Below are 23,472 nucleotides of genomic sequence, written 5' to 3'. Positions count from 1 at the left end.
AATGTTATCACCTCTCTGACGTCCGCACCCGCACCCCGGACCGCCCGTCACCGGCGGCAGGCAGCGGGCCTGCTCAGATGTCCAGCTTGATGTGGCTCGCGTCCATGTTCACCGCCCCTCCCCGGAACGGCGGCCGTCCCCATCGGCGGGCCGCGCCGTCCGCGAACCAGGTGCCCGCGACAGCGGCGGCCAGGTCCCGCACCAGCGGGCCGGCCGGCCCGTCCGTGGTCGCCGGCCCGGACAGGTCGATCTGCTGGACACGCTGGCCCGTCGAGCGCAGGGCCTGGGCGAGGCGGTCGAAGCGGGGCCGGCCCAGCAGGCCGATGAGCTGGAGCGTCAGGTGCTCCTGCGGGCCGATGAAGTAGTCGACGTGGCCGCTCTCCTCCAGCGGCACGTTGCGTGCCGCGAGCCCGCACGCCTCGATCAGCTTCAGCACCCAGAAGTCGGCCCCGCTGCGCAGCTCGGGCAGAGCCAGGACCGATATCGCGGCCGGGGCGTCCGCGGGCAGCGCGTCGAGCTGGGCCGTGACGAGATCCCGTACTCCGTCCAGGACACCGGCGAGGGCGGACCCGACCGGCGCGGTGTCGACACCGCAGACGGCGGCCACGCCCTGCGCGAGCATCACATGCCCGGCGCACGGCACGGTCTCGGCCAGCTCCAGCGTCGGCACGAGATGCACCGAGTCCGCGCTCTCCGCGAGCGGCGAGGAGGGCTGGGAGGTGATCGCGACGGTCTTCAGCCCGGCGGCCCCGGCCAGCCGCAGCGCCCGGACGGTGGCGCCGGAGGTGCCGGAGTGCGAGATGCCGACCACGGTGTCGCAGCCGGCCGGCATGGTTTCGCTCCAGGTCAGGTCGCCGGCCGACAGCGCGCGGTGTCCGTGGGCGGTGGCCACGAGCGCGGAGGCGAGCGAGTCGCCCGAGCCGGTGAACACCGCCCGGCCCAGGTCCGGGACGGCGCCGCCCACGACCGGCGGGGTGGCGAGCAGCGCGGCCTTCAGAGCGGCGCTGAGCTGCGCGGTGCCGGTGGGTTCGGTGTGTTGCATGGGTCAGTGCTCCTTGCGTACGGCGATACCGGGAAACGGGCGGGTGAGCGGGGTGGCCGCCGCCAGGGCCTCGTGGCCCCAGCCGGCCAGCGCGACGCGGGCGACGCTGACACCGACGGCGGCGGCCTCCACGGCGTCGGCGCCCAACGCGAGGGCGGCCACGACCGCGGCGGCCGAAGCGTCCCCCGCGCCGGTCGTCTCCACCACCTCGGCGGCGGGATCCCGCACGGACCAGGCACCGTCGGTGGTGACGACGTAGGCGCCCTCCGCGTCGAGGCGCGCCACCACCGGCAGCCGCAGCGTGTCCGCCAGACGCCGCGCCGCCCGGCGCGGATCGGTGTCCAGCAGGAGCAGTTGAACGCGGCTGGGGAGGAGGACCGCGGTGGGTGTCGTCACCTGGCGCAGGTAGCGCAGGCCCGCGGCGGCCACCAGGTCCTGGTGCGGGTCGATGCCGACCCACGTTCCCCCGCCGCTCGGCGGCCGGTCCGTGGGCGAGGACGCCACCAGTCCGTCGAGGCCGTCGTGGAAGGCGTCCGGCGCCGGGGGCAGCCGGTCGGGCGCGGGGTCTTCGGGGCCGGAACCGGGCTGTTCCAGTTCGGTTCCGGTGTCCGCCCGCTGCCGGACGATGCGCCGTCCGAGGGCGGAGTCGAGGATCCACAGCCGCGGCACCTCGGGGACCCGTACGCAGTACCGCCGGTCGACTCCGTACGAGTCGAAGAGACCGGCGAACCGGGGATCGTCGTCCGGCAGCGGGCAGCTGACCCGTACGTCCGTCCCGGCGACGAGCCGGGCGCCGAGCGCCGCGAACAGGGCGGGCCCGCCGGGGCAGGAGAAGCGTGCCCCGGCAGGCTCGGCGACCAGGTGGTCGACCGACAGTCCCGCGTGGATGCCGACCAGCGTCACCGGGCGAACCGGGAGACGGCGAACTGCACGGTGCGGTCGCGTGGCCCGTCCAGTTCGAGCAGGTAGATGCCCTGGCTGTGGCCGAGCGCGAGGGCGCCGTCGATCACCGGCACGGTGAGCGACTGCGTGCCGAAGACACACCGTACGTGGGCGGCGGCGTCCTGCGGTCCGTCGTGCAGATGGACGAACGGGCGGTCCACCGGCACCTGCTGCTCGATGAACAGCCGGATGTCGTGCAGCGTCGTCCCGTCCACGCCGGAGTTGAGGATCAGCGTGCACGTGGTGTGCGGGATATGGACGTTGAGCGTCCCGTCGCCGAGATCGGCCGGTACGACAGCTCGCAGCTGCGGGGTGAGGTCCAGGTAGCCGACGGGTGCGGAGAAGCCTTCCGCCGGCTTGGTGTTCACGCTGAAGCTCGACCACTTGCCGATCGTGGGGGTGCTCATGTGCCTGCCTTTCGATGGTTGGTTGGTGATGCGCCGGGCGGTTCGTGCACCGCCCGGAGAGTGATGCGGCGGACGATGACGTCCGTGTCCCGCATCCCGCGCTACAGATCCGGTGCCAGTCGCCGGACCCGCAACCCGTCGGCCGCGACGGCGCCGCGCTCGACGAGGAAACCGGCGCCGCCGCCGAGCACGTCGGGGTCCTCGCCCACGAGCCGGCTCTCGCCGTCCACGAGGAGGTCGAGCCGTGGGCCGCGGCAGCGCAGTTCGACCTCGTACGGGCGGTCACGCTCGTAGGCGAACGGTGTCTCGGCCAGCACCTGCCGCCGCCCGTCGTGCTGGCGGATCAGCAGCAGCCGGTCGCCGCCGGTCAGGATCCCGGCGCAGAAGCGGCGGTGCCCGCGGCTGCGGACGACCAGGCCCGCCGACTCGTGCAGGGACAGCGAGAGCCGGCTGGCGACGGCGTAGTCGGTCCAGTCCCGGGTGCCCGTGGTGACGACCCCGAGGGGGCCGGGGTGGGAGACGGAGTAGGTGGCGGCGAAGTCGGCCTCGAAGTTCTTCGCCGAGCTGACCCAGCAGGCGAGCGCCGCCGGCTTGGTGTCCCAGATCGAGGAGAGCAGGACGCCGGACTGCTCGAAACTCTCGGGCGCACCGCCCCAGTCGAGTTCGTGGACGCGCGCGTCGGCGCTCGTGCCGGGGGCGGCGGTGAAGGCGAAACCGACCCGGAAGGGCACGAGGTTCCCGGTCCGCGGGATCTGCCAGCCGACCGTCCGCGGGGTGGGACCGAGGTCGTACGACGGCCCGTACACCGCTCGGGCCGCCGCGCCCTCCGGACACAGGACGTACGGGCGGACCGAGACGCCGTCCCGGGCGGCGGACAGCCGCGCGGTCAGTGTCTGCCCGGGGTAGAGCGAGGGACTGGCGACGGTGGAGAAGTCGCCGCCGGCCTGCTCCGCGTCGAGGAACGTGGGGGTCGACACATGGGCTGCCGTGCTTCCGGCGCCGGTGAAGCGGATCCGGAGCGCGTCACCGCCGCCGTCGTCGTTCGCGTTGCCCACCTGCACCGGGCCCTCCGGGTGGCCCAGCCAGGGGCACCCGGCGAAGCCCTGGACCGAGCCCCGGTAGGCGAAGGCGAAGCGGGGCCGGACGGCCTCCGGCGGTTGGCAGGCCAGCGAACGGGCGGAGGCAACGATGCGATCGGCCTCCCGGGCCGCGTCGCTGACGCACTCCCCGCCATCGGCCGTCACGACCAGCAGACGGTCCGCGACCGGCGTCCTGAGGTCCGCCGTGCCGGTGCGCAGCGCGTCGAGGCCGAGGCGTACCCCGTTGAGGCAGCCGACGGTTCCCGCGTTGCTGTCGGTGTCGAAGCCCACCGAGGAGGCGATCATCACCGACCGGTGGAAGTCGTCGCCCGCGCCGAGCAGCGCGCCGAGCGACATCGCGAGGTTGGGCAGCGCGTGGCAGGGTCCGGGGAAGGCGGCGTACCCGTAGGTGTCGTCCACCCAGCGGCGGATCTCGCGCCAGTCCTGTCCCGGCGCGCAGTGGGCGCGGACGTCGTCGACGAGGGCGCGGACGGAGGGGGAGCCGACGAAGGCGACTGCGGCGTCCAGCAGCCGGTCGAGGTCGCTGTCGGCGAAGGCCAGCGCCCGCATCGCGGCCAGCAGGCCGGCGCAGTCGAGCGCGTCGCCGTCGTGGCTCACGCTGGCCGCGGCCCGGGTGAGGGCCACCGCCCGCTCGGGATCGCCGGGGCACATCAGGCCGAACGCGTCGCTGAAGATCTGGGCCCCGATCTGCTCGGCGAGCGTGCTGCCGTTCTGCGCCGCGGACCCGCTGCGGGGGGCCGGGATGCCGCGGCGCAGGTTGAGGTACGCGGTGTGCTCGGTGGAGCGCCCCATGCCGCCCCACCACAGGATGGTGCGGTCCTCGATGATGTAGTTGAGCCAGGTGTCGCCGACGAGCGCGGGTTCCACCGGTCGGCCGGGGTTGTCCAGGACGACGCGGGCGAAGGCCAGCGTCCCGGAGATGTCGTCGTCCGCGACGATCAGGGGAGCCCCCAGCTCGTCATTGACGAAACGATCCACCTGACCGAACCGGCTGACGATCTCCGGGTACGGCCAGCCCTCGACCGGCCGGCCCAGGTAGACACCGATGATCTTGCCGAGGACACCCGCGTACACGCGCTCGGCGTACGGCTCCGTACTCGTCATGTGTGGCTCGCCCCTCGACACGGGTCCTGCGACCGCACTCATCCCTTTCTCACCTCTTTCCGCACTTCTTTTCCCACCCCTTTCGTCACTTCTTCTGCCATCCTGCTTCGCGTCCCTTTTCTGGTTTCTCCTCTGTTTTCTCCTTGGTGCCTCCTCTGGTGTCTCTTCTGGTGTCTCTTCTCGTTTCCTTTCCGGTCCCTCTTCCGGTTTCGCTGCTCATCCCTTGACCGCGCCGTTCGCCATGCCGTCCACGACGTAGCGCTGGAGCGCCACGAAGACACAGAGCACCGGCAGGATGAGCAGGAGGGCGCCGGCCATCATGGCCCCGAGGTCCGTAGAGAAGGTGCCGTTCATCGACAGGAATCCCAAGGTCACCGTCTGGTGGCCGGGATCGTGCAGGAAGGTCGAGGAGATGAGGAAGTCGTTCCAGGCGTTGAGGCCCACGACGACCCCGACCGTGATCAGCCCGGGACGTACGATCGGCACGAGGACCCGCCAGAACAGGTGGAAGACACCGGCTCCGTCTACCCGGGCTGCCTCTTCCAGTTCCTTGGGCACATTGAGGAAGAACGTGCGCATCAAGAACGTGGCGAACGGGATGTTGACCGCGGCCAGTACGACGCCCACCACGAAGACGTTGTCGAGCAGGCCCAGTTGGGCGACACCGGCGTACAGCGGGAAGACGAACAGCTGGATCGGCACCGTCATGGCCATGGTCAGGTAGACCATGACGGCGGGCCACATCCTGATCTTCTGCCCCGCCAGCACGTAGCCGGCCAGGGTCGAGCAGACGAGGACCACCACCACCGCGGTCCCGGTCAGCAGGATGCTGTTCACGAAGCCACTGCCGAGATGGCCGTAGGTCCAGGCCGTGTTGAAGTTCGACAGGGAGAAGGACTTCGGCAGGGCGAAGGGGTCGGCGGTGACCTCGGCGTTGGTCTTGAAACTGTTGACGAGGACCAGCAGGAGCGGAATCAGCGCGGTCGCGGCGAACAGCACGAGCACGAGGTGCGCGCCGGCCCCCTTGAAACGGGCCTTCATGAGGTGGGTCTTCATGAGCTGAGCTGCCTCCTGCTCATCCAGGTGTAGACGCAGGAGGCGATCAGCCCGAAGAAGCTCATCACGATCCCGACCGCGGACGCCTTCCCGAACTCGAACGCCGAGAACGCGAAGGCATAGGCGTAGGTCCCCATCACTTCGCTGCCGTGCGCCGGGCCGCCCTGAGTGAGCAGGAAGACGTAGTCGAAGGCGAGGAAGGAGAAGATCACCGTCATCACGCCCATGAGTATCAGAGTGGGCCGGATGCTCGGCAGGTAGACATGTTTGAACACCTGCCAGGAGTTGGCGCCCTCGACGATCGCCGCCTCGACCTGGTCCACCGGGGTCTGCCGCATCGCGCCGAAGTAGACGACGGTCAGAAAACCCCAGTAGTGCCACATGTCGACGCCGGCCGCCGCGTAGATCGCCCCGTGCAGGCTGGACAGCGGCGAGTTGAGGTGGAGGATCCCGGTGACCCCGCCGTTGGGGTTGTAGATGACGCTCAGCCACACCATCGCGTTGACGACGGGAGCCAGCACGTACGGCATCAGGTACACGACCTGGTAGAAGGTCCGGGTCCGGCGTCGGCGCAGCAGCAACCACGCGGTCAGCAGCCCGATGACGGCGGGGAGGGTGAGGAAGAGGGCGACCCATTTGATGTTGTTGCCCAGCGCCGTGGTGAAGACCGGGTCCTTGAAGATGTCCTTGAAGTTCTGCAGGCCCACGAAGTTGGCGTGGTAGCCGATACCGGTCCAGTCGGTGAAGGCGAAGACGGCGGTCAGTACGCCCGGGACCACGACGACGAGAACGGACAGCAGCAGTGCGGGTGCCACCATCAGGTGATTGACCAGGGACTGGCGCCTACGGTGGATCGGGTTGCGGGGATGCGGTGAGGCGCTCGTCCGGTCCCGGGAGGCTGCCAGGGCTGCTGGGGCGGTCATGATCATGCCCCTTTCACTGGGACGGTGCAGGCACAGGCGGCACGAGTCCCTTGGCCTTCTCGGTGTCGAAGTCGGACTGGACCTTCTTGAGGAAGTCCGGCGCGCTCTGCGTGCCGAGCCAGACACTGTCGATGTCGGTGAAGTCCGTCGCGGTGGTCGGCGGGAAGAACGTGCCCGCGAAGAAGCCGTAGTGACCGGCGGAGACACCCGAGATGGTGCTCTTGATCGACTTCACGAACGTCTTCGACAACCCGGTGTAGGAGTTGGGGTCGAGATCGAAGTTCTTCAGCGGGACCGCCCAGTACCCGGGCCAGTCCTTGTTGATCTCCTGGGCGAACTTGTTGCTCATCATGTAGTCGATCACCTCGGCCGCCCCGTCCTTGTTCTTGGAGTGGGCGTTGATGGACAGCGAGGCGGTGGAGCCGAGCGTGTAGTTCGGGGACGGCAGGCTGGTGTCCACGTTGGGGAAGGGTACGAAGCCGAGGTCGGAGGTGTTCCCCGCACTGTCGTTGAAGTAGTCGCTCGCGAACTGGAAGGCCAGGGTGGGGCCGATGAAGAACGGCGACTTGCCCTGCGACAGCAGTTGCATGGACTCGGTGAAGTTCAGGTTCGAGTAGTCCTTGCCGCCGAGGTAGCCCTTCTTGTAGAAGTCGGCGGACTCCGTGACCGCCTTGGCGATCTTCGGATCGGTCCACTTGCCGGTGCCCTGGAGCGCGTCGTAGACAGCCTTGCCTCCGGCCCCATGGGTCAGGAACAGCGAGATGTAGTTCTGGTTGACCGGCTTCCACCCCTTGTTGCCGGTCACCGACGGGTACATGCCGGCCGCGGCCGCCTTGTCCATGTCGGCGGTCAGTTCGTCGAAGGTGGTCGGCACCGGGACGCCCAGCTTGTCGAGCACCTTCTTGTTGTAGAAGAGGCCGATGTTCTCCAGGGAGTTGGGCAGTGAGTACAGCTTGCCGTTGACGGTCCCCGACTCGTACATCGGCCCGAGGATCCGGTCCTTCCAGCCGTACTTCTCCGCGTACGGAGTCATGTCGGCGAGTTTGTTCTGTGCCGCGTAGGCCGCGGAGAAGGAGGGACCTGAGCCGTAGACGATGTCGGGGCCCTTGTTCGCCGACAGCGCCACCTGGATGTTGCTGTCGACCGAGTTGTTGTAGGTGACTTCGAGGGTGTACTTGCTCTGCGACTGGTTGAACGCGTCGACCAGCACCGACTTCAGAGTCTTCTGCTGCTGCGGCGATGCGCCCCAGAACCACAGCTGGAGGGTCTGGCGGCCACTCGCCGTGCCGCTGGACCCGGAACAGGCCGACAGTGCGATCATTCCGCTCGCGAGGCCGATGCCGATGATCCTTATCCGTGATCTGGCCATGGATCAACTCTCCTGTTTTTCAGGTCTGGATGTCGTCACTTCCCCACGGCTCGGTGGCCATGAGCACTGCCAACCCGATCCTCATTGGTATTAATTTGAGTACCATAGGACCAATGGTGGGGGGTGTCAACGAATCTCGGCAGCCGTTTGGCCGCTGTCCTTGGCGGCGTCGGAACGGGCGAGGTGGACAAGGCCGCGGAGCGCCACGTCGATGGCTGCCACGTGTCCGGCGCCCGCCTCGAAGGCCCGCCCCGCGATGACGTTGTCGGCGACCGAGCAGACCGAACCGCCCCGTCGGCCGAACAGCGCGGCGAGGGTGACCACCGCCGCGGACTCCCGGTCCCCGTTGAGCACACCGGCCCTGGCCCAGGTCTCCAGGATGTCGGTGTGCCAGGGCTGGAAGTAGCCGCCCACGCCCGGCCGGCCGACACCGCAGAAATCGGAGTCGCTGGATCTGGTCACACCCTGGTGGTAGCGGCAGCCGAGTTCCTCGGCGGCGCGGGACATCGCGGGCACGATCTCGTGGTGCACGACGGCCGGGTACGAGGCCGGTATGTAGGCACGTGTCATGCCCTCATCGCGTACGACGCCGGTCGAGACGACCAGGTCACCGGGCCGTACCCGGGGGTGGATGCCGCCCGATCCGCCGACCCGGACGAAGGTGTCGGCGGCGGTGAACTCCAGCAGCTCGTGCATGATCAGCTCTGCCTCGGGTGAGCCGCTGCCGCCCGAGACCACCGTGACCGGGACTCCCTCGTACTGTCCCGAGTAGGTCGTGAACATGCCCGACCGGCCGATCCGCTCCGGGGTGTCGAGTCGCCGGGCGATCTGCTCGGCCGGATCCTCGTCGTAGGCGCAGAGCGGGTCGCGCACGGTGATCAGGACATAGCGGGCCACGCGTTCGGGATCGATGCCGGACAGGGCGGGGCGGCCGTCCACCAGGAGTCCGCGCCTGGGCAGGTTGTCGGCGAAGCGGTAGCTGTCATAGATGCCGGTGGGATCCCAGCCGGAGTCGGGCATGTGCGCTCCTGGGTGAAGAAGTCGGAGGTGAGGGGCGTGGTGAGGGGCGTGGTGAGGGGCGTGGAGAGGGGCGTGGAGAGGGGGTATGGAGAGCGGGTGCGGAAAGGAGGTGCGGGAAGGGCGGAAGCGAAGGACGGGGAAGAAGGGGTGGAAGTGAGGAAGGAAAGGGGTGGGGAGGCTGATAAGTGAAGAATGGTGGAGACAGGGGCGAAAGTGAAGGGTGGGGGAGAGAGGAAGGCGCCTGGAGCGAAGGGCGTCCGCGTGGGGAGGGCCCCGGGGCAGGTGGGTTCGGCCGCGGGCAACCCGGCCGTCATGCGGGTTCGACGAGCGCTTTCGCCGTCATGTGGGCTCGGCCGTGAACACCTTCGTCGCCCCGTCGCGGACCTCGGCGCGGATCTCCTCGCCGACGGGTGGAGCGCCGTACTGCCCGATGACACGGGCCGCGGCACTCGCCGCGAGCCGTGCCGCCGACACGATGTCACCGGTGGCGGCGAAGGCGGTGAGGAAGGCGCCCGAGTAGGCGTTGCCCCCGCCGGTGGGGTCGGCCACGGCCCCCGGGGCCACGCCGACGCGCACACGTCTGCGGCCGTCCTGGACCAGTGAACCGGCCGCGCCGCAGCGCAGTACGGTCACTGTTCGGGTGCGCGGGAGCCGGTCCAGGGCGTCGAGAGGGTCGCGGTGACCCGTGAGGGCGGTGGCTTCGGCGATGTTGAGCGACAGGACGTCGACCAGCCCGGCCAACTCCAGTACGCGGGGCAGGTGCCCCGGAGAGCAGGAGTCGGCGGCGATCTCCCACAGCACCGGGCCGGCGCAGCGGGCGCGCAGGCCGGGCACTTCGCGCCAGAAACGCGCGGCGACGTCATCGGCGCCGAGGCCATGGGTGTCTGGGCCATGAGTGTCCGTGCCGTGGGTGACTGCGCCGTGGGTGTCTGTGGCGTGGGTGTCTGTGCCATGAGTGTCTGCGCCGTGGAACAGATACGCGCCCGCCAGTTGCTCCGGCCGCGGGGGCATGCGGCTGGGGTACGGGGTGTGCGCGGCGAAGTGGGCGTGACCGTACAGGGATTCCTCGACGCGTTCCCCGTCCGCCCGGTAGCGGACTCGGGTGACCGGGCTGTGCTCGCCCACGTCGAACAGGCCGCCGGGATCGATCCGGCGCGCACGGAACCAGTCGCGCAGCCGCGGCCGGTCGGCGGTTCCCACGCCCGAGACGATCAGTGGGCGCTGGGACGGTGCGACCAGGCTCGCCCCCACGGCGGCATAGGCGCCCGCTCCGCCGACGGTCCGGGCACGCAGCCCGCCGTCGGGTGCGTACACCTCGTCGGTCACGACGTGGGAGAACAACGCGACGGGGCCCGGCGTTTCGTGGCGTCCGGACACGGCAGCCTCCTCCCGTGCCTATGACGGCACCCGTTGATTCTTCATGTTGTCATGCTTACCATACCTTTCACGCTTCCGGGGCCGACCGTTCCGGCGCCACGTCCCGGGGCGAACCCTTCCCCTGCGACCGGAGCGCCACGGGTGCCCCGCCGCCGCTGCAGACAGGCACATATGAAGAATCTGCTGATCGACACCGACCCCGGCATGGACGACGCCCTCGCGATCGTCCTCGCCCTCCGGTCGCGCGCCGTGCGGACCCTCGCGGTCACGGCGGCGACCGGCAACCTGCCCTCGGACCGGACCGCCGCGAACGCGCTGCGGGTGCTCGACCTGCTCGGCCGTGACGACATCCCGGTCGCCCAGGGCCCGCTGCTGCCGCTGGACGGCGACTACCCCGTCGACCCCTTCTCGCACGGCAGCGACGGGCTGGCCGAATCCCACTTCCCCGCCTCGGCACGGCAGTTGGACCCTCGTCCGGCCCCGCAGCTGATCGCCGAGACGGTCGACGCCCACGCCGGCGACATCTCCGTCGCCGCCCTCGCCCCGCTGACGAACCTCGCCCTCGCCCTGGAGATCGACCCCCGGCTGCCGGAGAAAGTGAGCGAACTCGTCGTCATCGGCGGGTCCTACGGTCTCACCCCGTACGCCTGGTCCCAGGCCACCGGGGACAACGCGGTCAGCGAGTGGAACGTCTTCGTCGACCCCGAGGCGGCACACCGGGTGTTCAACGCCGGGTTCAACCTCACGGCGGTCGGACTCGACATCGCCACCCACCCACGGATCAACTTCCGCCCGCACGACCTTGAACGGTTGGCCGCCGCGCACACCCCCGAGGCCGACCTCGCCCTGCGGATCGTGGAGTACGTCCAGGGGCGCGGCTACCAGTCGTACTGCTCCCTGATCGACAGTGCCGCGGTGGCCGCGGTGATCGACCCGACGCTGGTGGAGACCGTCGAACTGCGCTGCGACGTCGAGCGGCGCGGTGAGCTGACCCGCGGCATGACGGTCGTGGAGCGCCGGGCCCACCACGGGCGTACCGATCTGCCCGTCATCCAGGCCGTCTGCGGGCTGGACTTCGACCGCTTCCTGGACCTCGTGACCGGAGTGTTCTGTGCCGACCACAGCTGAGCTTGACACGTCCGTACCCCTTCCGGCGCCGCTCGCGGAACTGCACCTCCATCTGGAGGGCACGCTGGAGCCCGCGGCCATCTTCGAACTGGCCGGGCGCAACGGGATCGTGCTGCCGTATGCCGGGGTGGACGACCTCGCCGAGCGCTACCGGTTCACCGGCCTCCAGTCCTTCCTCGATCTGTACTTCGCCAACATGAGCACGCTCGTGACACAGGCGGATTTCGAGGACATGACCCGGCGATATCTGCTCCGGGCGCATGCGGCGGGGGTGCGGCACGCGGAGGTCTTCGTGGACCCGCAGGCGCACACCGCGCGCGGGATCGCGACCGGGACCGTGCTGCACGGCGTGCACGCGGCCATGCGGCGAGCCGCCGCCGAGCTGCACATGACCGGCGGCATCATCGTGTGCGCACTGCGGGACCAGCCGCCGGCCGACGCCATGGACATGCTGGACACCAGCCTCGCCACCGGCGTACCGCTGCTGGGGCTCGGCCTCAGCTCCGCCGAGGCGGGCCACCCGCCCGCCGACTTCCGGGAGGTCTTCGCCGCGGCCGGGGAGGCGGGACTGCGGCGGGTGGCCCATGCGGGGGAGGAGGGTCCGCCCGAGTACATATGGCAGGCACTGGACCTGCTGGGCGCCGAACGCATCGATCACGGTGTGCGCTGCCTGGAGGACCCGGCGCTGGTCGCCCGGCTGGCCGCCGAGCGGATCCCGCTCACGGTGTGCCCGCTGTCCAACGTCTGTCTGCGGGTGGTGGACAGGCTCGCCGACCACCCCCTGCGGCGGATGCTGGACGCGGGCCTGGCCGTGTGTGTGAACTCCGACGATCCCGCGTACTTCGGCGGCTACCTCGACGACAACCTGCGAGCGTGCGCGGACACCCTCCGGCTGGACCGGGCCGCACTGGACCTCCTCGCCGCGAACTCGATCGCCGCGTCCTTCGCCTCCGAGGCCCGCAAGCGTGATCTGCTCGACCAACTGGCCGCGCACGCCCCCGCCGACCTGCGGGGCGCCCGGTGAGGAGGGCTGCCCGTCGCCGTCGCGCGCCCCTGCGGCGCGCACACGACGTGTGGCGTTGACACCGGCGAGGGCACCGGCATCGCCGACCAGGTCGGACACGGACTCCGTGCCTGGGGGACGCCGGCCCGGCCGACACGTTTGCCGCGGATCGACTGGGCGGCTTTGTCGATCGCCTGCCGTCGGTGTCGCTCGATCGCGGCTCGTGACATGCGGGGCATAGTTGCCCGGACGGCCACGAACGCGCCGAGGAGAACCGCATGACCGCGATCGAAGGTTCGATTGCCCGGCCACCGGGGGCCGGCGGGGCATGAGACAGGTATGCGTCGAAGAACTGCCGGCCCGAGGCGCGCGGCGGCGGTGTCCTGTGGGCGCACCGAGCCTGCGAGTGACTGGGACGAACCCGATGAGAAAGGTATGGATCACCATGACCAAGGTTGCCACTGCCGCCATCGCCCACACGAACGTGCGACTGGTCGTGCCGCTGCCCGGCTCCTTCGACGACGCAGTCACCAGGTACGAGCAACTCGTACCGGTGCTGGACTGCTCCGCGGTCGCCGAGTTCGTCCGGCGGAAGGCTCCGTGGGAGACGGTGATCGCCCAGGCCGGGGAGAACGCCCCGCACGGCTTCATGATCTATTGGCGCAGCGCAGTCACACCCGTCATGAGCCTCGCAGGCGACGAGTGGCCCTGCGTCACGTACCTGATGGGCAACCACACGATCGCGCAGCGCATGTTCCACCACAATCCCGCCGTCATGCTGAGCGCGCCCTTGCGTACGGTCATCTGCCAGGACGCCTCCGGTGTCGTGACCTTGCAGGTCGATCAGCCGAGTTCCCGATTCAGCAGCTACGACGATCCGGAGATCGCCGCAGTGGGCCGGGAACTCGACTCGAAGCTCGCCGCACTCCTGGCAGCTCTCGGAGCCCCCGTACCCCCTGAGCTTCGCGCCGGTTGAGAGTCGAAAGTCGTCCCGCCTCCCGTCCGGCGGTCGGCCGGCAGCCTACGGCTGAGCCGCCAGAGGGCGTGAGCAGCGCACCGGGGGCGGCCGTCTCACGCTGCCTCCAGGGCCTCCCCGAACTCACGCAGCGCCTTGCCGTGGTGGCTGCGGGCCAGTTCGTGCCCGACGGCTATGGCGAGCGCGACCGGCCATTCGATGAGTTCCACCGCGGTGAGAACGCCGAGACCGGCGAGGAAGACAAGCTGGTCCGGCGGCGGCAGTTCGAGTCGCATGTCACCCATGCGGACAGTCACCGAGTTTTCCGAGACGACACGGTCGGCTGCCGCGCGGGGTCCGGTCGCCGCAACCGGCGACCCGGTGGGCGCGGTCTCAGGCGCTGTCCTGCCTGTTCGCACGGTCATCTTCCATTCCGTTCCAGCGACCGGTATCAGGCATCCGTTCGATGCCCCTCTCCCTCCACGCTAGCCCCATATGTCCGGCTGGGCAGCTTCTGGCCGGCGTGCCCGTGGCAGGCGGACCGGTGTGTTCTCCCGCCCTGCTGGGCACCCCACACCGCGTCTGTGGGGTGCCCGCCTACGCCCGCCTACGTCGGCCTGGCTCAGGCGCCGCTCCGGGCGTCGACCGGTGCGAAGGGGGCGACCGGTGCGAAGGGAACGTATAAGGCCCCCCGGTGGTCTCGGCTCCCCGACCGCACTTCCGCGGTGGGGAAACACCTCGACGAAGACGCCGTACCGTCTTCTTTCCTCACCGGCTGATCTGACGCGGAACCGCCACCGCGACGAGCTTGTCAGGGTTGCGGACGGCGTAGATGCCGGTGATCTTCCCGTCGGTGATCTCGACCAGGAAGACGCCCTGCGGGCCTTCGCCGCTGTGGACCACCATCGCGGGTGTGTTGTTGCAGTTGACCACCTCGATCCGCAGGTCCGGCCGTCCTATGGGGAAGATCTTCATGAGGACCGCGGCCACCTTCTCCGCGCCCACCACCGGCCGGCGCGCCGCGCGGGTCCTGCCGCCGCTGTCGGCGGTCCAGATGGCGTCCGGAGCGAGCAGCGAGAGCAGGCCCTCCAGGTCACCGGTGGCCGCCGCGGTCATGAACTGCTCGGTGATCCGCGCGTTCCTCGCAGTGTCGACGGGCCCGAAGCGCCTGCGCCGGGCCCGTACGTGCTCCCGGGCGCGGTGCGCCACCTGGCGCACCGTCACCACGGACTTGTCCACCGCCGCAGCGATGTCGTCGTAGTCGAAGCCGAACACCTCGCGCAACACGAACACCGCTCGCTCATCGGGTGTGAGTGTTTCGAGCAGCACGAGCATCGCCATCGACACGGATTCGGCGAGCACCACATCGGCAGACGGGTCGTGCTCGTCGAGCAGCAGCGGTTCGGGCAGCCACGGACCGATGTAGTCCTCGCGGCGGCGCGCGCTCGCCCGCAGTGCGTTGAGTGCCTGACGGGTCACCAGTTGGGCCAGGTACGACTTGGTGTCCCGCACCCTCGCGAGGTCGACGGCTGCCCACCGTAGGTAGCTGTCCTGCAAGACGTCGTCGGATTCGGTCGCCGAGCCGAGTATCTCGTAGACGATCGTGAACAGCAGCGGCCGCAACCGGGTGAATCGCTCGGCGTGCTCGTCGGCGGTCACGGGGAGGTGATCTCCTGCGCAGCGGGGGTCTGCTGCTCGGGGCGCGGGGCACCCTTGGGCCAGATCAAGGAACCCGGCTTGCGGGCCTCGCGGCGGATCTTCCACACCGCGACCTTGCAGGACATTTCCTTGATCCGCGCGCCCGCTCGGCCGCCGATGTACACGTTCACCACGGTGTCGTCCTTACGGGCGAGCTGCCGGACCGCGGCGCGTCGGCCGAGGCTGACGCACGACCCCGAGAAGGCCAGGCCGACCCCCGCCGGTTCGGTGCCCGCGAGGTGACTCAGCACGGTGTCGGCGGCCTGCGCCCCGAGCGGCCCAGCCGCGTAGCAGCTCATCCGCAGCGGCCGGCCCGACGGCGCGGCGGCATCGCCCGCAGCGACGACACGGTCGTCGTCGACGCTGGTCAGCGTCTCGTCGGTGAGCAGCCGGCCGAGCGCGTCGGTGCGCAGCCCACTTTCGGCCGCCAACCCCGGCACGCCGAAACCGGCCGTCCATACGGTCAGTGCGCTCGGCCGCACCGCATCCGCACCGGTACCGTCGGCAAGGACGACCGCATCCGGCCGGACCTCGGTCACCACGTCGGCCTCCTGTACGGCGACACCGTGCCCGGACAGCCACTTCGCGACGGACCGACGACCCGGCGCACTCAGTGACGGCGCCAGGGTTCCGCCGCACACCAGGGTGACCGTGCGTCCCTGCTCGGCCAGTTCGGCGGCCGTCTCGATGCCGGTCAACCCGCCGCCGACCACGGTGACCGGGGCATCGGGAGGCAACTCGGCCAGCCTGCCGCGCAGCCGCCGGGCGGGTTCGAATTCCGCGATGGGGACGGCGAATTCGGCCGCTCCGGGCACCGACGACGGTGTCGTTCCGGTGCTGCCGACCGCGTAGATGACGTAGTCGTAGTCCAGCGCGCGGCCCGACGCCAGCCGTACCGTGCGGGTGGCGGTGTCGATGCGTGTGGCGCTGTCGACCGCCAACTGGATGCCCGCACCGAGCAGCGTGCCGTAGTCCAGTGTGGCGTCACCGGTGCCGGCCACGAACTGGTGCAGCCGGATGCGATCGACGAACGTCGGGCGGGGATTGACCAGTGTGATGTCGACGCCGGCACGCACGCGCAGGCGGTTGGCCGCGACCGTCCCGGCGTAACCACCGCCGATGACCACGACCTTGTTGGATTCGCTGTGTTGAGTCATGCCCTCAAGACACCGCGGACCACCCGGACGTGACATGACGCGAACGTGGAAGCGAGGTCGCCGGCCGTCGCGATGGACGGTTCCATCGGGTTCGGGACCGCCACCGCCGAGGAGCTTCCCGATGCCGTTGCGGTAATGGGCCCCTTCCCCGTTTGAAGCCGACGTGACGCACTGGGGTGTGAGCGGCCGCATCGGGCGGGATGATACCCTGCCTGGCGTTCGTGTTCGATCCGGATCGGGAAAGTCGGGAGGTGAGGTTGATGACCGCGCTCAAGGCCACTGCCATGTGCTCTGCCCGGACCGCCCTCACGTCCCGGGCCGCGGCCTGACCTCATCTGGATTCGCCTCGCTGGGAGCGTGAGCGCGCGAGGCAACACCGATACGAACCAACCATGAAACGGATCCCCGTCCATCGTGAGCATCAACTGGATCACGCGCGCCGAGACCAGCGCCGACATCCCCACCATTCGCGACATCAGCCTCGCCGCGTTCGACACCCCGTTGGAGGCCGACCTCATCGACGCCCTGCGCGCCGACCCCTCCTGGATCAAGGGACTGTCCATCGTCGCCACCGACCACGGCGGCAAGCTCGTCGGCCACGCGCTGCTGACCCGCTGCCACATCGACGACACCCCGGCCCTGTGCCTGGGGCCCGTCGCCGTCCGGCCCGAGTACCAGAAGACCGGCGCCGGCTCCGCGGCAGTCCGCGCCTCGTTGCAGGCTGCCAAGGAACTGGGCGAGCACTTCGTCACCGTCCTCGGACACCCGGCGTACTACCCGCGGTTCGGCTTCACTCGCGCTTCCGAGTACGGCATCGGACTCAGCATCGACGTCCCGGACGAGGCCATGATGGCCCTCACCCTCGACGCCGGCCACCCGCTGCCCAGCGGCACGGTCCGCTACGCCGCACCGTTCGGCATCTAGTCGGAGCGCGCCGTGCCGGGGTGGCGCCACCGAGCCCCGGCACGGCCCGGACCGACTCAGCCGAAGATGTCGTAGGTGCGCCGGTAGAGGGCATCGGTGTGGCCGCGCACATCACGGTGCACCTGCTCCAGGCACTGGTAGAGACGGTGGTGGGCCCGGCTCGGCAGGAAGATCTCGCCGGGGCGGACCATGGCCGCGACGGCCCCGTCGAAGTCGGCGTACGCGCCCACGCCCACGGCCGCGCAGATCGCCGAGCCCAGTCCGGCCGCGCTCGGGGCATCCGCTCGCCGGGCCGGAACGCCGTGCACGTCCGCGTGGATCTGCATCATCAGGTCCGAGCGCGAGCCACCGCCGGAGACGATGACCTCCTGGTACTCGGTGCCCAGTTCCGCCGACATCCGCGTCGCGGTGTCGTGGATGGTCATGGCGAGCGATTCGAGGATCGAGCGATAGATGTGGAAGCGGCCGTGGCGCCCGTCGAAGCCGAGCATGCTGCCCTTGCGGAACGGCGCCTCGTCGGGGGCGAGCCAGTCGAGCACCGTCATCAGGCCGTCGGAGCCCGGCGGCACCTCGCCCGCTCGGGCGTTGAGGTAGTCCTCAGCGGACAGGCCGAGTTGCCGGGCCTGCCCGGACGCCTCCGCACCGAGCAGGTCCCGGTACCAGCTGACCGTCCACATGCCGCGCCGCACACCGCCCGACTCGTAGAGGTAGGAGTGCGGTTCGGAGGCGTAATTGGTCCAGAAGCCGGATGCGCCGGCGATGTGACGCGGTCCGACGGCCATGCCGGCGACGTACGTGCCGAGCGAGACGAGCAGGGTGTCGGGGGTGCGCAGGCCGCATCCCAGGGCCTCGACGGCCTTGTCATTGGCGGTCGCCATGACGGGGACACCCGCCGGGATGCCGGTGTGCGCGGACGCCGCCTCCGTCATCGGGCCGAGGAGGTCGCCGGGCTGCACGAGATCGAAGAGCATCGAGCGTGGGATGCCGCACTTCGCGTACGCCGCCTCGTCGTCCGTCCAGCGCATGCTCCTCGGGTCGAGCGGCCACATGCCCGCGTAATTGGCCGCCGTGTCACGGAAGTTGCCGGTCATGCGGTGGCTTATGTAGCCGGAGGAGGTCGTGACGTACGCGGCCTCCGGGTCGGTCGGCGCGTACGGCATGCCGACCCGGTCGTCCATCCAGCTCATCACCGGCTGGGCGAGGGTGCCGTCGGCCTTGAGGACGGCTCGGCAGAAGCGGATCGTGCACAGGCCCACGCCCGCGATGTCCGCCACGTCCCCGTCGAAGGCGGCCATCGCGGCGCGGCTCGCCTCGCCGATCGACGTCCACAGGTCGTCGTCGGGATGCTCCACCACGCCGGGGCGCGGAGTGTCGTACGGGCGCAGCTCGGCCCGCCCCTCGGCCACGGCCCGGCCTCGGGCGTCGAACACGGTCACCTTCGACGACTGGGAGCCGTTGTCGATGCCGATGAAGTAGCGGGGACGGGTGTTGGTCATGCCCACTCCGGAGAACTCGCGAGACGAAGAAGGGGGGTGCGTGCGCGGTCGGCCACCCAGGGCCGACCGGCCGCGCGGACTTACGGGGAGGGATCAAGCCTCGATCGGGAAGATCGTGCCCCTGTTCATGATCCCGTTGGGGTCGAAGGTCTCCTTGAGCTTGGTCAGGATCGGGTACGCGCTGCCGTGCTCCTCGGCGGCCCACGGGGCGCGGTACTTGCCGATGCCGTGGTGGTGGACGATCGAGCCGCCGACCTTCAGGGCCTCCTCGACGATGATCGCGTTGAGCGGGATGTGGTACTTGTGGATCTCCTCGCGGGGCTCGCAGTCGATCTTGTAGTCGTAGACGAAGTACAGGTTCGTTCCTGTCTGGTACGAATGCGAGGAGTGGGCGCCTAGCAACGTCAGGTCCGCGGCGTGCGGGTACTCGTTGCGGATCCGGCCCATGACGTTGTCGTACATCTCGACCGTGCGCGACCAGTCGACCGAGACCTCGGTGGTGTAGCCCAGCTCGGCCTGGGCGAGCATGACCTGCTTCTCGGCCTCGATCTTGTCCTGGCCCCAGTTGAGATGGTCGAACCAGCTCTCGATGCGCTTCGGGTCGACCTTGACGTGCGGGTACTGGTCGACGACGCGCCTGATCTCCTCGGACGTCGCCTTGACGATTCCCTTGGGGCCCTCGGCGACGAAGACGACGACGACCTTGTCGTCGTAGAAGTCGGCGAAGTGCTGGCGGGCGTCCTCCGGCGAGTACACCCGGACCACGGACGGCTTGAAGCCGTCGGTGACGACCTCGCGGATCACCGAGATGCCGGTGGCCATGTCGTCGACGAGGAAGCCGTGGAACTCGTTGTTCTCCGGCATGTACTTGAAGATCTTGACGGTGACCTCGGTGATGTAGCAGAGGGCACCCTCGTTGCCGATGACGACGTGTCGGATGTCCGGACCGGCCGAGCGGCGCGGGACGTTCTTGATACGGGTGACCGAACCGTCGGCGAAGACCGCCTCCAGGCCGACGACCATGTCCTCGATGGCTCCGTAGAGGGTGGAGAACTGGCCGATCGAGCGGGTGGAGACCAGGCCACCGTACTGGGCGAGCGGCTTGGACTGCGGCGAGTGCCCCGTCGTCAGTCCCTGCTTGCGCAGCTCGTCCTCAAGGACCTGGAGCTGGACCCCGCAGCCGACCGTGGCCTGCATGTTCTCGGTGTCGATCCTGATGATCTCGTTGATGCCGGAGCCGTCGAGCACGATGGTGTCCTCGACCGCGGTCTCCAGGCCGCCCTCGGTGCCGGTGCGGCCGGTGCGGGCGACGACGTTGATCCTGTGGTCGTTGGCGAAGGCGAGGACCTTCTGTACGTCCTGGGTGGAGCGGGCGTTGACGATCGCGACCGGGATCGGGCCGTCGAAGATGCCGTGGACCGACTGGTACTTCTTGAAGCGGTCGACGCTCGCCTCCTTGAGCTGCTGCTCGTCGACGACGATCTGGTCACCGGCGACGAGTCCCTTCAGCTGGTCGACGATGTCCTGTCCGGTGAGCTTCGAGAGCGACTTGGCCATGGGAATACCTCTGCCTCGGTGTGGTGCCGTGTGGTGCCGTGTGGTGCAGTGTGGTGCCGTGTGCTGTGTGTGCGGTCGGGTGGGGTGGTGTTGCGGGCTTCGGTGTCAGCGGACCAGATAGCCTCCGTCGACCGGGAGAACGTGGCCGTTGACGTATTCCGATGCCCGGGACGCGAGGAAGACCGTCGTGCCCATCAGATCGGCTACGTCGCCCCAGCGGCCCGCCGGGATGTGGTCCAGGACGCGCTGGTTGGTCTCGGGGTCGGCCCGCGTCTGCTCGGTGATCCTCGTGGCGAAGTAGCCGGGCGCGATCGCGTTGACCTGGATGTTGTACTGGGCCAGCTCGTCGCAGTACGCCTTGGTGAAACCGGCGATGCCGTGCTTGGTGGCGGCGTAGGCCGGGGACCACTGGCCACCGAGGAAGGAGAACATCGACGCGATGTTGATGATCTTGCCGGAGCGCTGCGGGATCAGGTGGCGGATCGCCTCGCGGCCCAGTTCGAACGCGGCGGTGAGGTTGAGGGCCACCATCGGGTCCCACTGCTCACGGCCGAATTCCTGCACCTCGCGGTTGATACTCATGCCGGCGGAGTTCACGAGGATGTCGAGCGAGCCGAGACGCTCCACACAGGTGTCGATGACGTGCCTGGCCGCACCGGGCTCGGTCAGGTCGGTCCGGAGGAACTCGTAGCGCACGCCCTCGCCCTCGATGAGCTTGCGGGTCGTGCCGTCGTCGTCGGCGATGGACGGCACGAAGACATCGGCGCCCGCCTTGGCGAGGGCCAGCGCGAATGCCTGGCCGAGGCCGGTGTTCCCGCCGGTGACGATGGCGTTCTTCCCGTCGAGGGAGAAGAAGTCGCGGTTGAACTCGGTGATGTCCATGGGAGTTGACTCTTTCCTTGTGTGTACGACGTGGCAGCGGGGTCAGGAGGCGACCGGCTCGAGCACGGTGTCGGCGGCGGGCTCGCGGACCTTCAGTTCCCGCTCCCAGGCGCGAATGGTGAGCGTGGCGAGCACCAGGCCGATCACCGCCATGACGGCGAGGAAGGCGAACATCGCGCGGTAACCGCCGCCCTGCTCCGGCACTCTGTTCGCCGGGTCGCCGATCCACCAGGCGCACAGCGCGGGCAGGAAGGCGTCCGGGAGGTAGGCGACACCGGAGGCGAGGCCGATCACGCCGCCGCGTTCGTTCTCCGGGGTCTCGACCTCGCCGATGGTCGCCCAGTACACACCGCGGGCTGCGAAGACCATGAACGTCAGCACGAACATCAGCAGCAGTGCGAGCCACGCCAGCGAGGAACTGTCGGGCAGGGCCAGAAAGGCAAGGACGATCAGGGCCGCGGCGGCGAAGAGGTAGCGCAGCAGCTTCGGCGAGGAACGGGTCACCTTGTCGGCGAGGAAGCCGCCGACCGGGGCGCCCACGAACTGGAAGACGTAGGTACGGATGACACCGACCACGGCGACGGTTCCGGCCGCGACCCCGTAATGGTTCTGCAGGAGCGGCGAGAAGTAGCCGAGCGTGGTGTAGAAGCAGTACATCATCATCGCCGTACCGCCGATGAGCCACGTGTACTTGTTCTTCGCCGCGGCCGTCAGCTGCTTCAGCGTCATCGCCGAACTTCCCTGCTGCGCGAGTCGCTCCTTGTCCTGCGCCACGAAGAACCAGACCAGGACCGCGAAGACCAGCGCGAGCACGCCGTAGACGCGGATCAGTCCGAGCACACCGTTCGAGGCGACGGCGGCGGCCGAAACGAGTGCGGTGCCGACGAAGCCGAGCACCGTCGAGGTGATGCCGCGTGCCGCTTCGTTGAGGCCGAACAGGCGGCCCTGTTCGGAGGCGTCACCCAGCATGCCGATCGACTTGACCAGCGCCGACCAGTACAGGCCCATGCCCGTCACGGCCATCACGATGTGCACGGCGAGGATCGCCCGGTAACCCGGCACGGTGGCCAGATACAGGTCCGCGAGACCGGTTCCGGCCAGCGCGATCACGATCAGCTTCCTGGGGTCGAACTTGTCGGCGAACCAGCCGCCGACGAAGTACATGACCATCGCCACGACGCCGACGATCGAGATGATGTTGCCGTACTGCTGCGCCGTGAGGTGGAGCGCCTCGTACGTCGGCTCCAGGAAGAGGAAACGGATGTAGACGACCTGGAAGATGATTCCCCCGGTCATCGACAGGACCAGGAAGCTGATCCGTCGCTGGATTTTGGTCACCCTGCCACCTCTTCGTGGAGCCGCCGACGATCCGCACAAAGCGGACATTAATAAACAAAAAAAGAACAGCAAACCTCCGCAAAAATTCGGAAGGTTACTGTTCTCTGGGCTCTAGTAACTGCCCCGGAATATGAGCGCAGCGCTCATGTCCAGCAGGCCAATATGTCGTTGTTGAGCGAGTGCGGGCCGCCATCGGACCGCTCGGCAAAAGTAAGCCGGGAAGGGCGCGACTGTCAATACTGGATTTACATGGCCCACACGTCGTGGTTCGAGGAGGCGATGGCGCTCGCACCCGCCTTCAGCGCGGCGAACACGTCGTCGCGGTCGCAGACCAGGCCCCCGGCGATCAGTGGTACGTCGATGTCGGCGACCACCCAGGAGATCACCCGGGGCATGCAGCCCGGCAGGATCTCGACGCAGTCCGCTTTCGACTGCCTGACCTGCGGGGCCAGGTTCCGGTACGACATCGAGTCGATCAGGAAGAACCGGTGCACCGCGAAAAGCCCCAGCTCGCGGGCGGCGCGCACCATGAACGCCTTGGAGCTGAGGATGCCGTCGGCGTCGGTGCGCTCCTTGATGTAGCGGACGACGATCTCCTTGCCTGCGAACCCCTCCAGCAGATCGACATTGACCAGGACGATCCGCCCCGCGTCCTTCAGCCTGCGCACAACCGCCGGCAGGTCGAGGACGGTGCCGTACAGCAGGAAGACGATCTTGCAGTCCGCGCGCAGCACGGCCTGGAGGTCCGCCTCGTCCTTGACGCTGGCGACGACCGGGTGCTCCTCCAGGAGCGCGGGCAGGGACGGGGTGTCCAAAGGAGCCAAAGGGGACCTCCGGGAACGGCGCGAGGCTGTGCGGAACAGGTTGTTCCGCACAGCCTACGGCGGGTCTCGGCGGACGGTGCACGCGGAGTGCGCGAGGTGTCCTTCGGGCGGCCGGCGGGTGCAGCCTGCCCTCGTCCTTGAAGCAGACGCAGCCTCCGCAGGCCCCGCTG

22 protein-coding genes are annotated in these 23,472 nt (G+C 69.2%); 5 read left to right on the top strand and 17 right to left on the bottom strand.

Annotated elements, in window-relative coordinates:
- Positions 1 to 73 precede the first annotated feature (73 nt).
- The 8 genes from ACFC09_RS00455 to ACFC09_RS00420 all read right to left on the bottom strand — a co-directional run bounded on the left by ACFC09_RS00455 (position 74) and on the right by ACFC09_RS00420 (position 8,963).
- Positions 74 to 1,042: an SIS domain-containing protein gene (locus ACFC09_RS00455; RefSeq protein WP_376522226.1), complete on the bottom strand. Its 969-nt coding sequence runs from the start codon at positions 1,040 to 1,042 to the stop codon at positions 74 to 76.
- Between the two features lie 3 nt (positions 1,043 to 1,045).
- Complete coding sequence (locus ACFC09_RS00450; RefSeq protein WP_376522223.1) at positions 1,046 to 1,945, bottom strand: PfkB family carbohydrate kinase; 900 nt, start codon at positions 1,943 to 1,945, stop codon at positions 1,046 to 1,048.
- The gene (locus ACFC09_RS00445; RefSeq protein WP_376522220.1) at positions 1,942 to 2,391 is read right to left on the bottom strand and encodes a secondary thiamine-phosphate synthase enzyme YjbQ; all 450 of its coding nucleotides are present in this window, start codon (positions 2,389 to 2,391) and stop codon (positions 1,942 to 1,944) included. Before ACFC09_RS00445 ends, ACFC09_RS00450 begins: the two co-directional genes overlap by 4 nt.
- A gap of 101 nt (positions 2,392 to 2,492) precedes the next feature.
- Positions 2,493 to 4,595, bottom strand: a complete 2,103-nt coding sequence (locus ACFC09_RS00440; protein ID WP_376522219.1) for an ADP-ribosylglycohydrolase family protein — start codon at positions 4,593 to 4,595, stop codon at positions 2,493 to 2,495.
- A gap of 216 nt (positions 4,596 to 4,811) precedes the next feature.
- On the bottom strand, positions 4,812 to 5,651 hold the full coding sequence (locus tag ACFC09_RS00435; protein WP_376522216.1) for a carbohydrate ABC transporter permease: 840 nt from the start codon (positions 5,649 to 5,651) through the stop codon (positions 4,812 to 4,814).
- Complete coding sequence (locus ACFC09_RS00430; RefSeq protein WP_376522213.1) at positions 5,648 to 6,574, bottom strand: carbohydrate ABC transporter permease; 927 nt, start codon at positions 6,572 to 6,574, stop codon at positions 5,648 to 5,650. The genes ACFC09_RS00435 and ACFC09_RS00430 overlap by 4 nt, the downstream gene beginning before the upstream one ends.
- A gap of 13 nt (positions 6,575 to 6,587) precedes the next feature.
- Positions 6,588 to 7,943 (bottom strand): ABC transporter substrate-binding protein, encoded by a 1,356-nt coding sequence (locus tag ACFC09_RS00425; protein WP_376522210.1) that lies wholly within the window; start codon positions 7,941 to 7,943, stop codon positions 6,588 to 6,590.
- A gap of 126 nt (positions 7,944 to 8,069) precedes the next feature.
- Positions 8,070 to 8,963, bottom strand: coding sequence for a nucleoside phosphorylase (locus ACFC09_RS00420; protein WP_376522207.1), 894 nt, complete (start codon positions 8,961 to 8,963; stop codon positions 8,070 to 8,072).
- Between the two features lie 12 nt (positions 8,964 to 8,975).
- Here ACFC09_RS00420 and ACFC09_RS00415 point away from each other — a divergent pair, with 12 nt between their 5' ends.
- Positions 8,976 to 9,152, top strand: a complete 177-nt coding sequence (locus ACFC09_RS00415) for a hypothetical protein (RefSeq protein ID WP_376522205.1) — start codon at positions 8,976 to 8,978, stop codon at positions 9,150 to 9,152.
- Positions 9,153 to 9,302: 150 nt separating this feature from the next.
- Here the strand turns inward: ACFC09_RS00415 and ACFC09_RS00410 are convergent, their stop codons facing one another.
- Positions 9,303 to 10,340, bottom strand: coding sequence for a PfkB family carbohydrate kinase (locus tag ACFC09_RS00410; protein WP_376522203.1), 1,038 nt, complete (start codon positions 10,338 to 10,340; stop codon positions 9,303 to 9,305).
- A gap of 171 nt (positions 10,341 to 10,511) precedes the next feature.
- On the opposite strand from ACFC09_RS00410, the gene ACFC09_RS00405 reads away from it, so the two are divergent.
- The 3 genes from ACFC09_RS00405 to ACFC09_RS00395 all read left to right on the top strand — a co-directional run bounded on the left by ACFC09_RS00405 (position 10,512) and on the right by ACFC09_RS00395 (position 13,447).
- Positions 10,512 to 11,468 carry a nucleoside hydrolase gene (locus tag ACFC09_RS00405; RefSeq protein WP_376522201.1) on the top strand — a complete coding sequence of 319 codons (957 nt, stop codon included), beginning with the start codon at positions 10,512 to 10,514 and terminating at the stop codon, positions 11,466 to 11,468.
- Complete coding sequence (locus ACFC09_RS00400; protein ID WP_376522198.1) at positions 11,452 to 12,492, top strand: adenosine deaminase; 1,041 nt, start codon at positions 11,452 to 11,454, stop codon at positions 12,490 to 12,492. Before ACFC09_RS00405 ends, ACFC09_RS00400 begins: the two co-directional genes overlap by 17 nt.
- 424 nt (positions 12,493 to 12,916) lie before the next feature.
- On the top strand, positions 12,917 to 13,447 hold the full coding sequence (locus ACFC09_RS00395) for a DUF302 domain-containing protein (RefSeq protein ID WP_376522197.1): 531 nt from the start codon (positions 12,917 to 12,919) through the stop codon (positions 13,445 to 13,447).
- Between the two features lie 95 nt (positions 13,448 to 13,542).
- Here ACFC09_RS00395 and ACFC09_RS00390 read toward each other — a convergent pair whose 3' ends face one another.
- The 3 genes from ACFC09_RS00390 to ACFC09_RS00380 form a co-directional block, all read right to left on the bottom strand.
- Positions 13,543 to 13,731: a hypothetical protein gene (locus tag ACFC09_RS00390; RefSeq protein WP_376522195.1), complete on the bottom strand. Its 189-nt coding sequence runs from the start codon at positions 13,729 to 13,731 to the stop codon at positions 13,543 to 13,545.
- Between the two features lie 463 nt (positions 13,732 to 14,194).
- Positions 14,195 to 15,085 (bottom strand): RNA polymerase sigma-70 factor, encoded by an 891-nt coding sequence (locus tag ACFC09_RS00385; protein WP_376522192.1) that lies wholly within the window; start codon positions 15,083 to 15,085, stop codon positions 14,195 to 14,197.
- Positions 15,082 to 16,281, bottom strand: a complete 1,200-nt coding sequence (locus ACFC09_RS00380; protein ID WP_376522191.1) for an NAD(P)/FAD-dependent oxidoreductase — start codon at positions 16,279 to 16,281, stop codon at positions 15,082 to 15,084. Before ACFC09_RS00380 ends, ACFC09_RS00385 begins: the two co-directional genes overlap by 4 nt.
- A 414-nt stretch (positions 16,282 to 16,695) precedes the next feature.
- Between ACFC09_RS00380 and ACFC09_RS00375 the strand changes: the two genes are divergently transcribed.
- Positions 16,696 to 17,205, top strand: a complete 510-nt coding sequence (locus tag ACFC09_RS00375; RefSeq protein WP_376522189.1) for a GNAT family N-acetyltransferase — start codon at positions 16,696 to 16,698, stop codon at positions 17,203 to 17,205.
- Between the two features lie 56 nt (positions 17,206 to 17,261).
- Here the strand turns inward: ACFC09_RS00375 and ACFC09_RS00370 are convergent, their stop codons facing one another.
- The 5 genes from ACFC09_RS00370 to ACFC09_RS00350 form a co-directional block, all read right to left on the bottom strand.
- Positions 17,262 to 18,701, bottom strand: a complete 1,440-nt coding sequence (locus ACFC09_RS00370; RefSeq protein ID WP_376522186.1) for an FGGY-family carbohydrate kinase — start codon at positions 18,699 to 18,701, stop codon at positions 17,262 to 17,264.
- A 93-nt stretch (positions 18,702 to 18,794) separates the two neighbouring features.
- Positions 18,795 to 20,258 (bottom strand): FAD-binding oxidoreductase, encoded by a 1,464-nt coding sequence (locus ACFC09_RS00365; protein ID WP_376522184.1) that lies wholly within the window; start codon positions 20,256 to 20,258, stop codon positions 18,795 to 18,797.
- Between the two features lie 105 nt (positions 20,259 to 20,363).
- Positions 20,364 to 21,140, bottom strand: a complete 777-nt coding sequence (locus ACFC09_RS00360) for an SDR family NAD(P)-dependent oxidoreductase (RefSeq protein ID WP_376522182.1) — start codon at positions 21,138 to 21,140, stop codon at positions 20,364 to 20,366.
- Between the two features lie 42 nt (positions 21,141 to 21,182).
- Positions 21,183 to 22,478 carry a nitrate/nitrite transporter gene (locus tag ACFC09_RS00355; protein ID WP_376522179.1) on the bottom strand — a complete coding sequence of 432 codons (1,296 nt, stop codon included), beginning with the start codon at positions 22,476 to 22,478 and terminating at the stop codon, positions 21,183 to 21,185.
- Positions 22,479 to 22,723: 245 nt separating this feature from the next.
- A complete protein-coding gene (locus ACFC09_RS00350) occupies positions 22,724 to 23,302 on the bottom strand; it encodes a glycerol-3-phosphate responsive antiterminator (protein WP_376522177.1) in 579 nt (192 codons plus the stop codon).
- Between the last annotated feature and the right edge of the window lie 170 nt (positions 23,303 to 23,472).

Source organism: Streptomyces sp. NPDC056161, from assembly GCF_042268025.1.
Lineage (GTDB): Bacteria > Actinomycetota > Actinomycetes > Streptomycetales > Streptomycetaceae > Streptomyces.
This window is presented reverse-complemented; position numbering and strand designations above follow the sequence as displayed.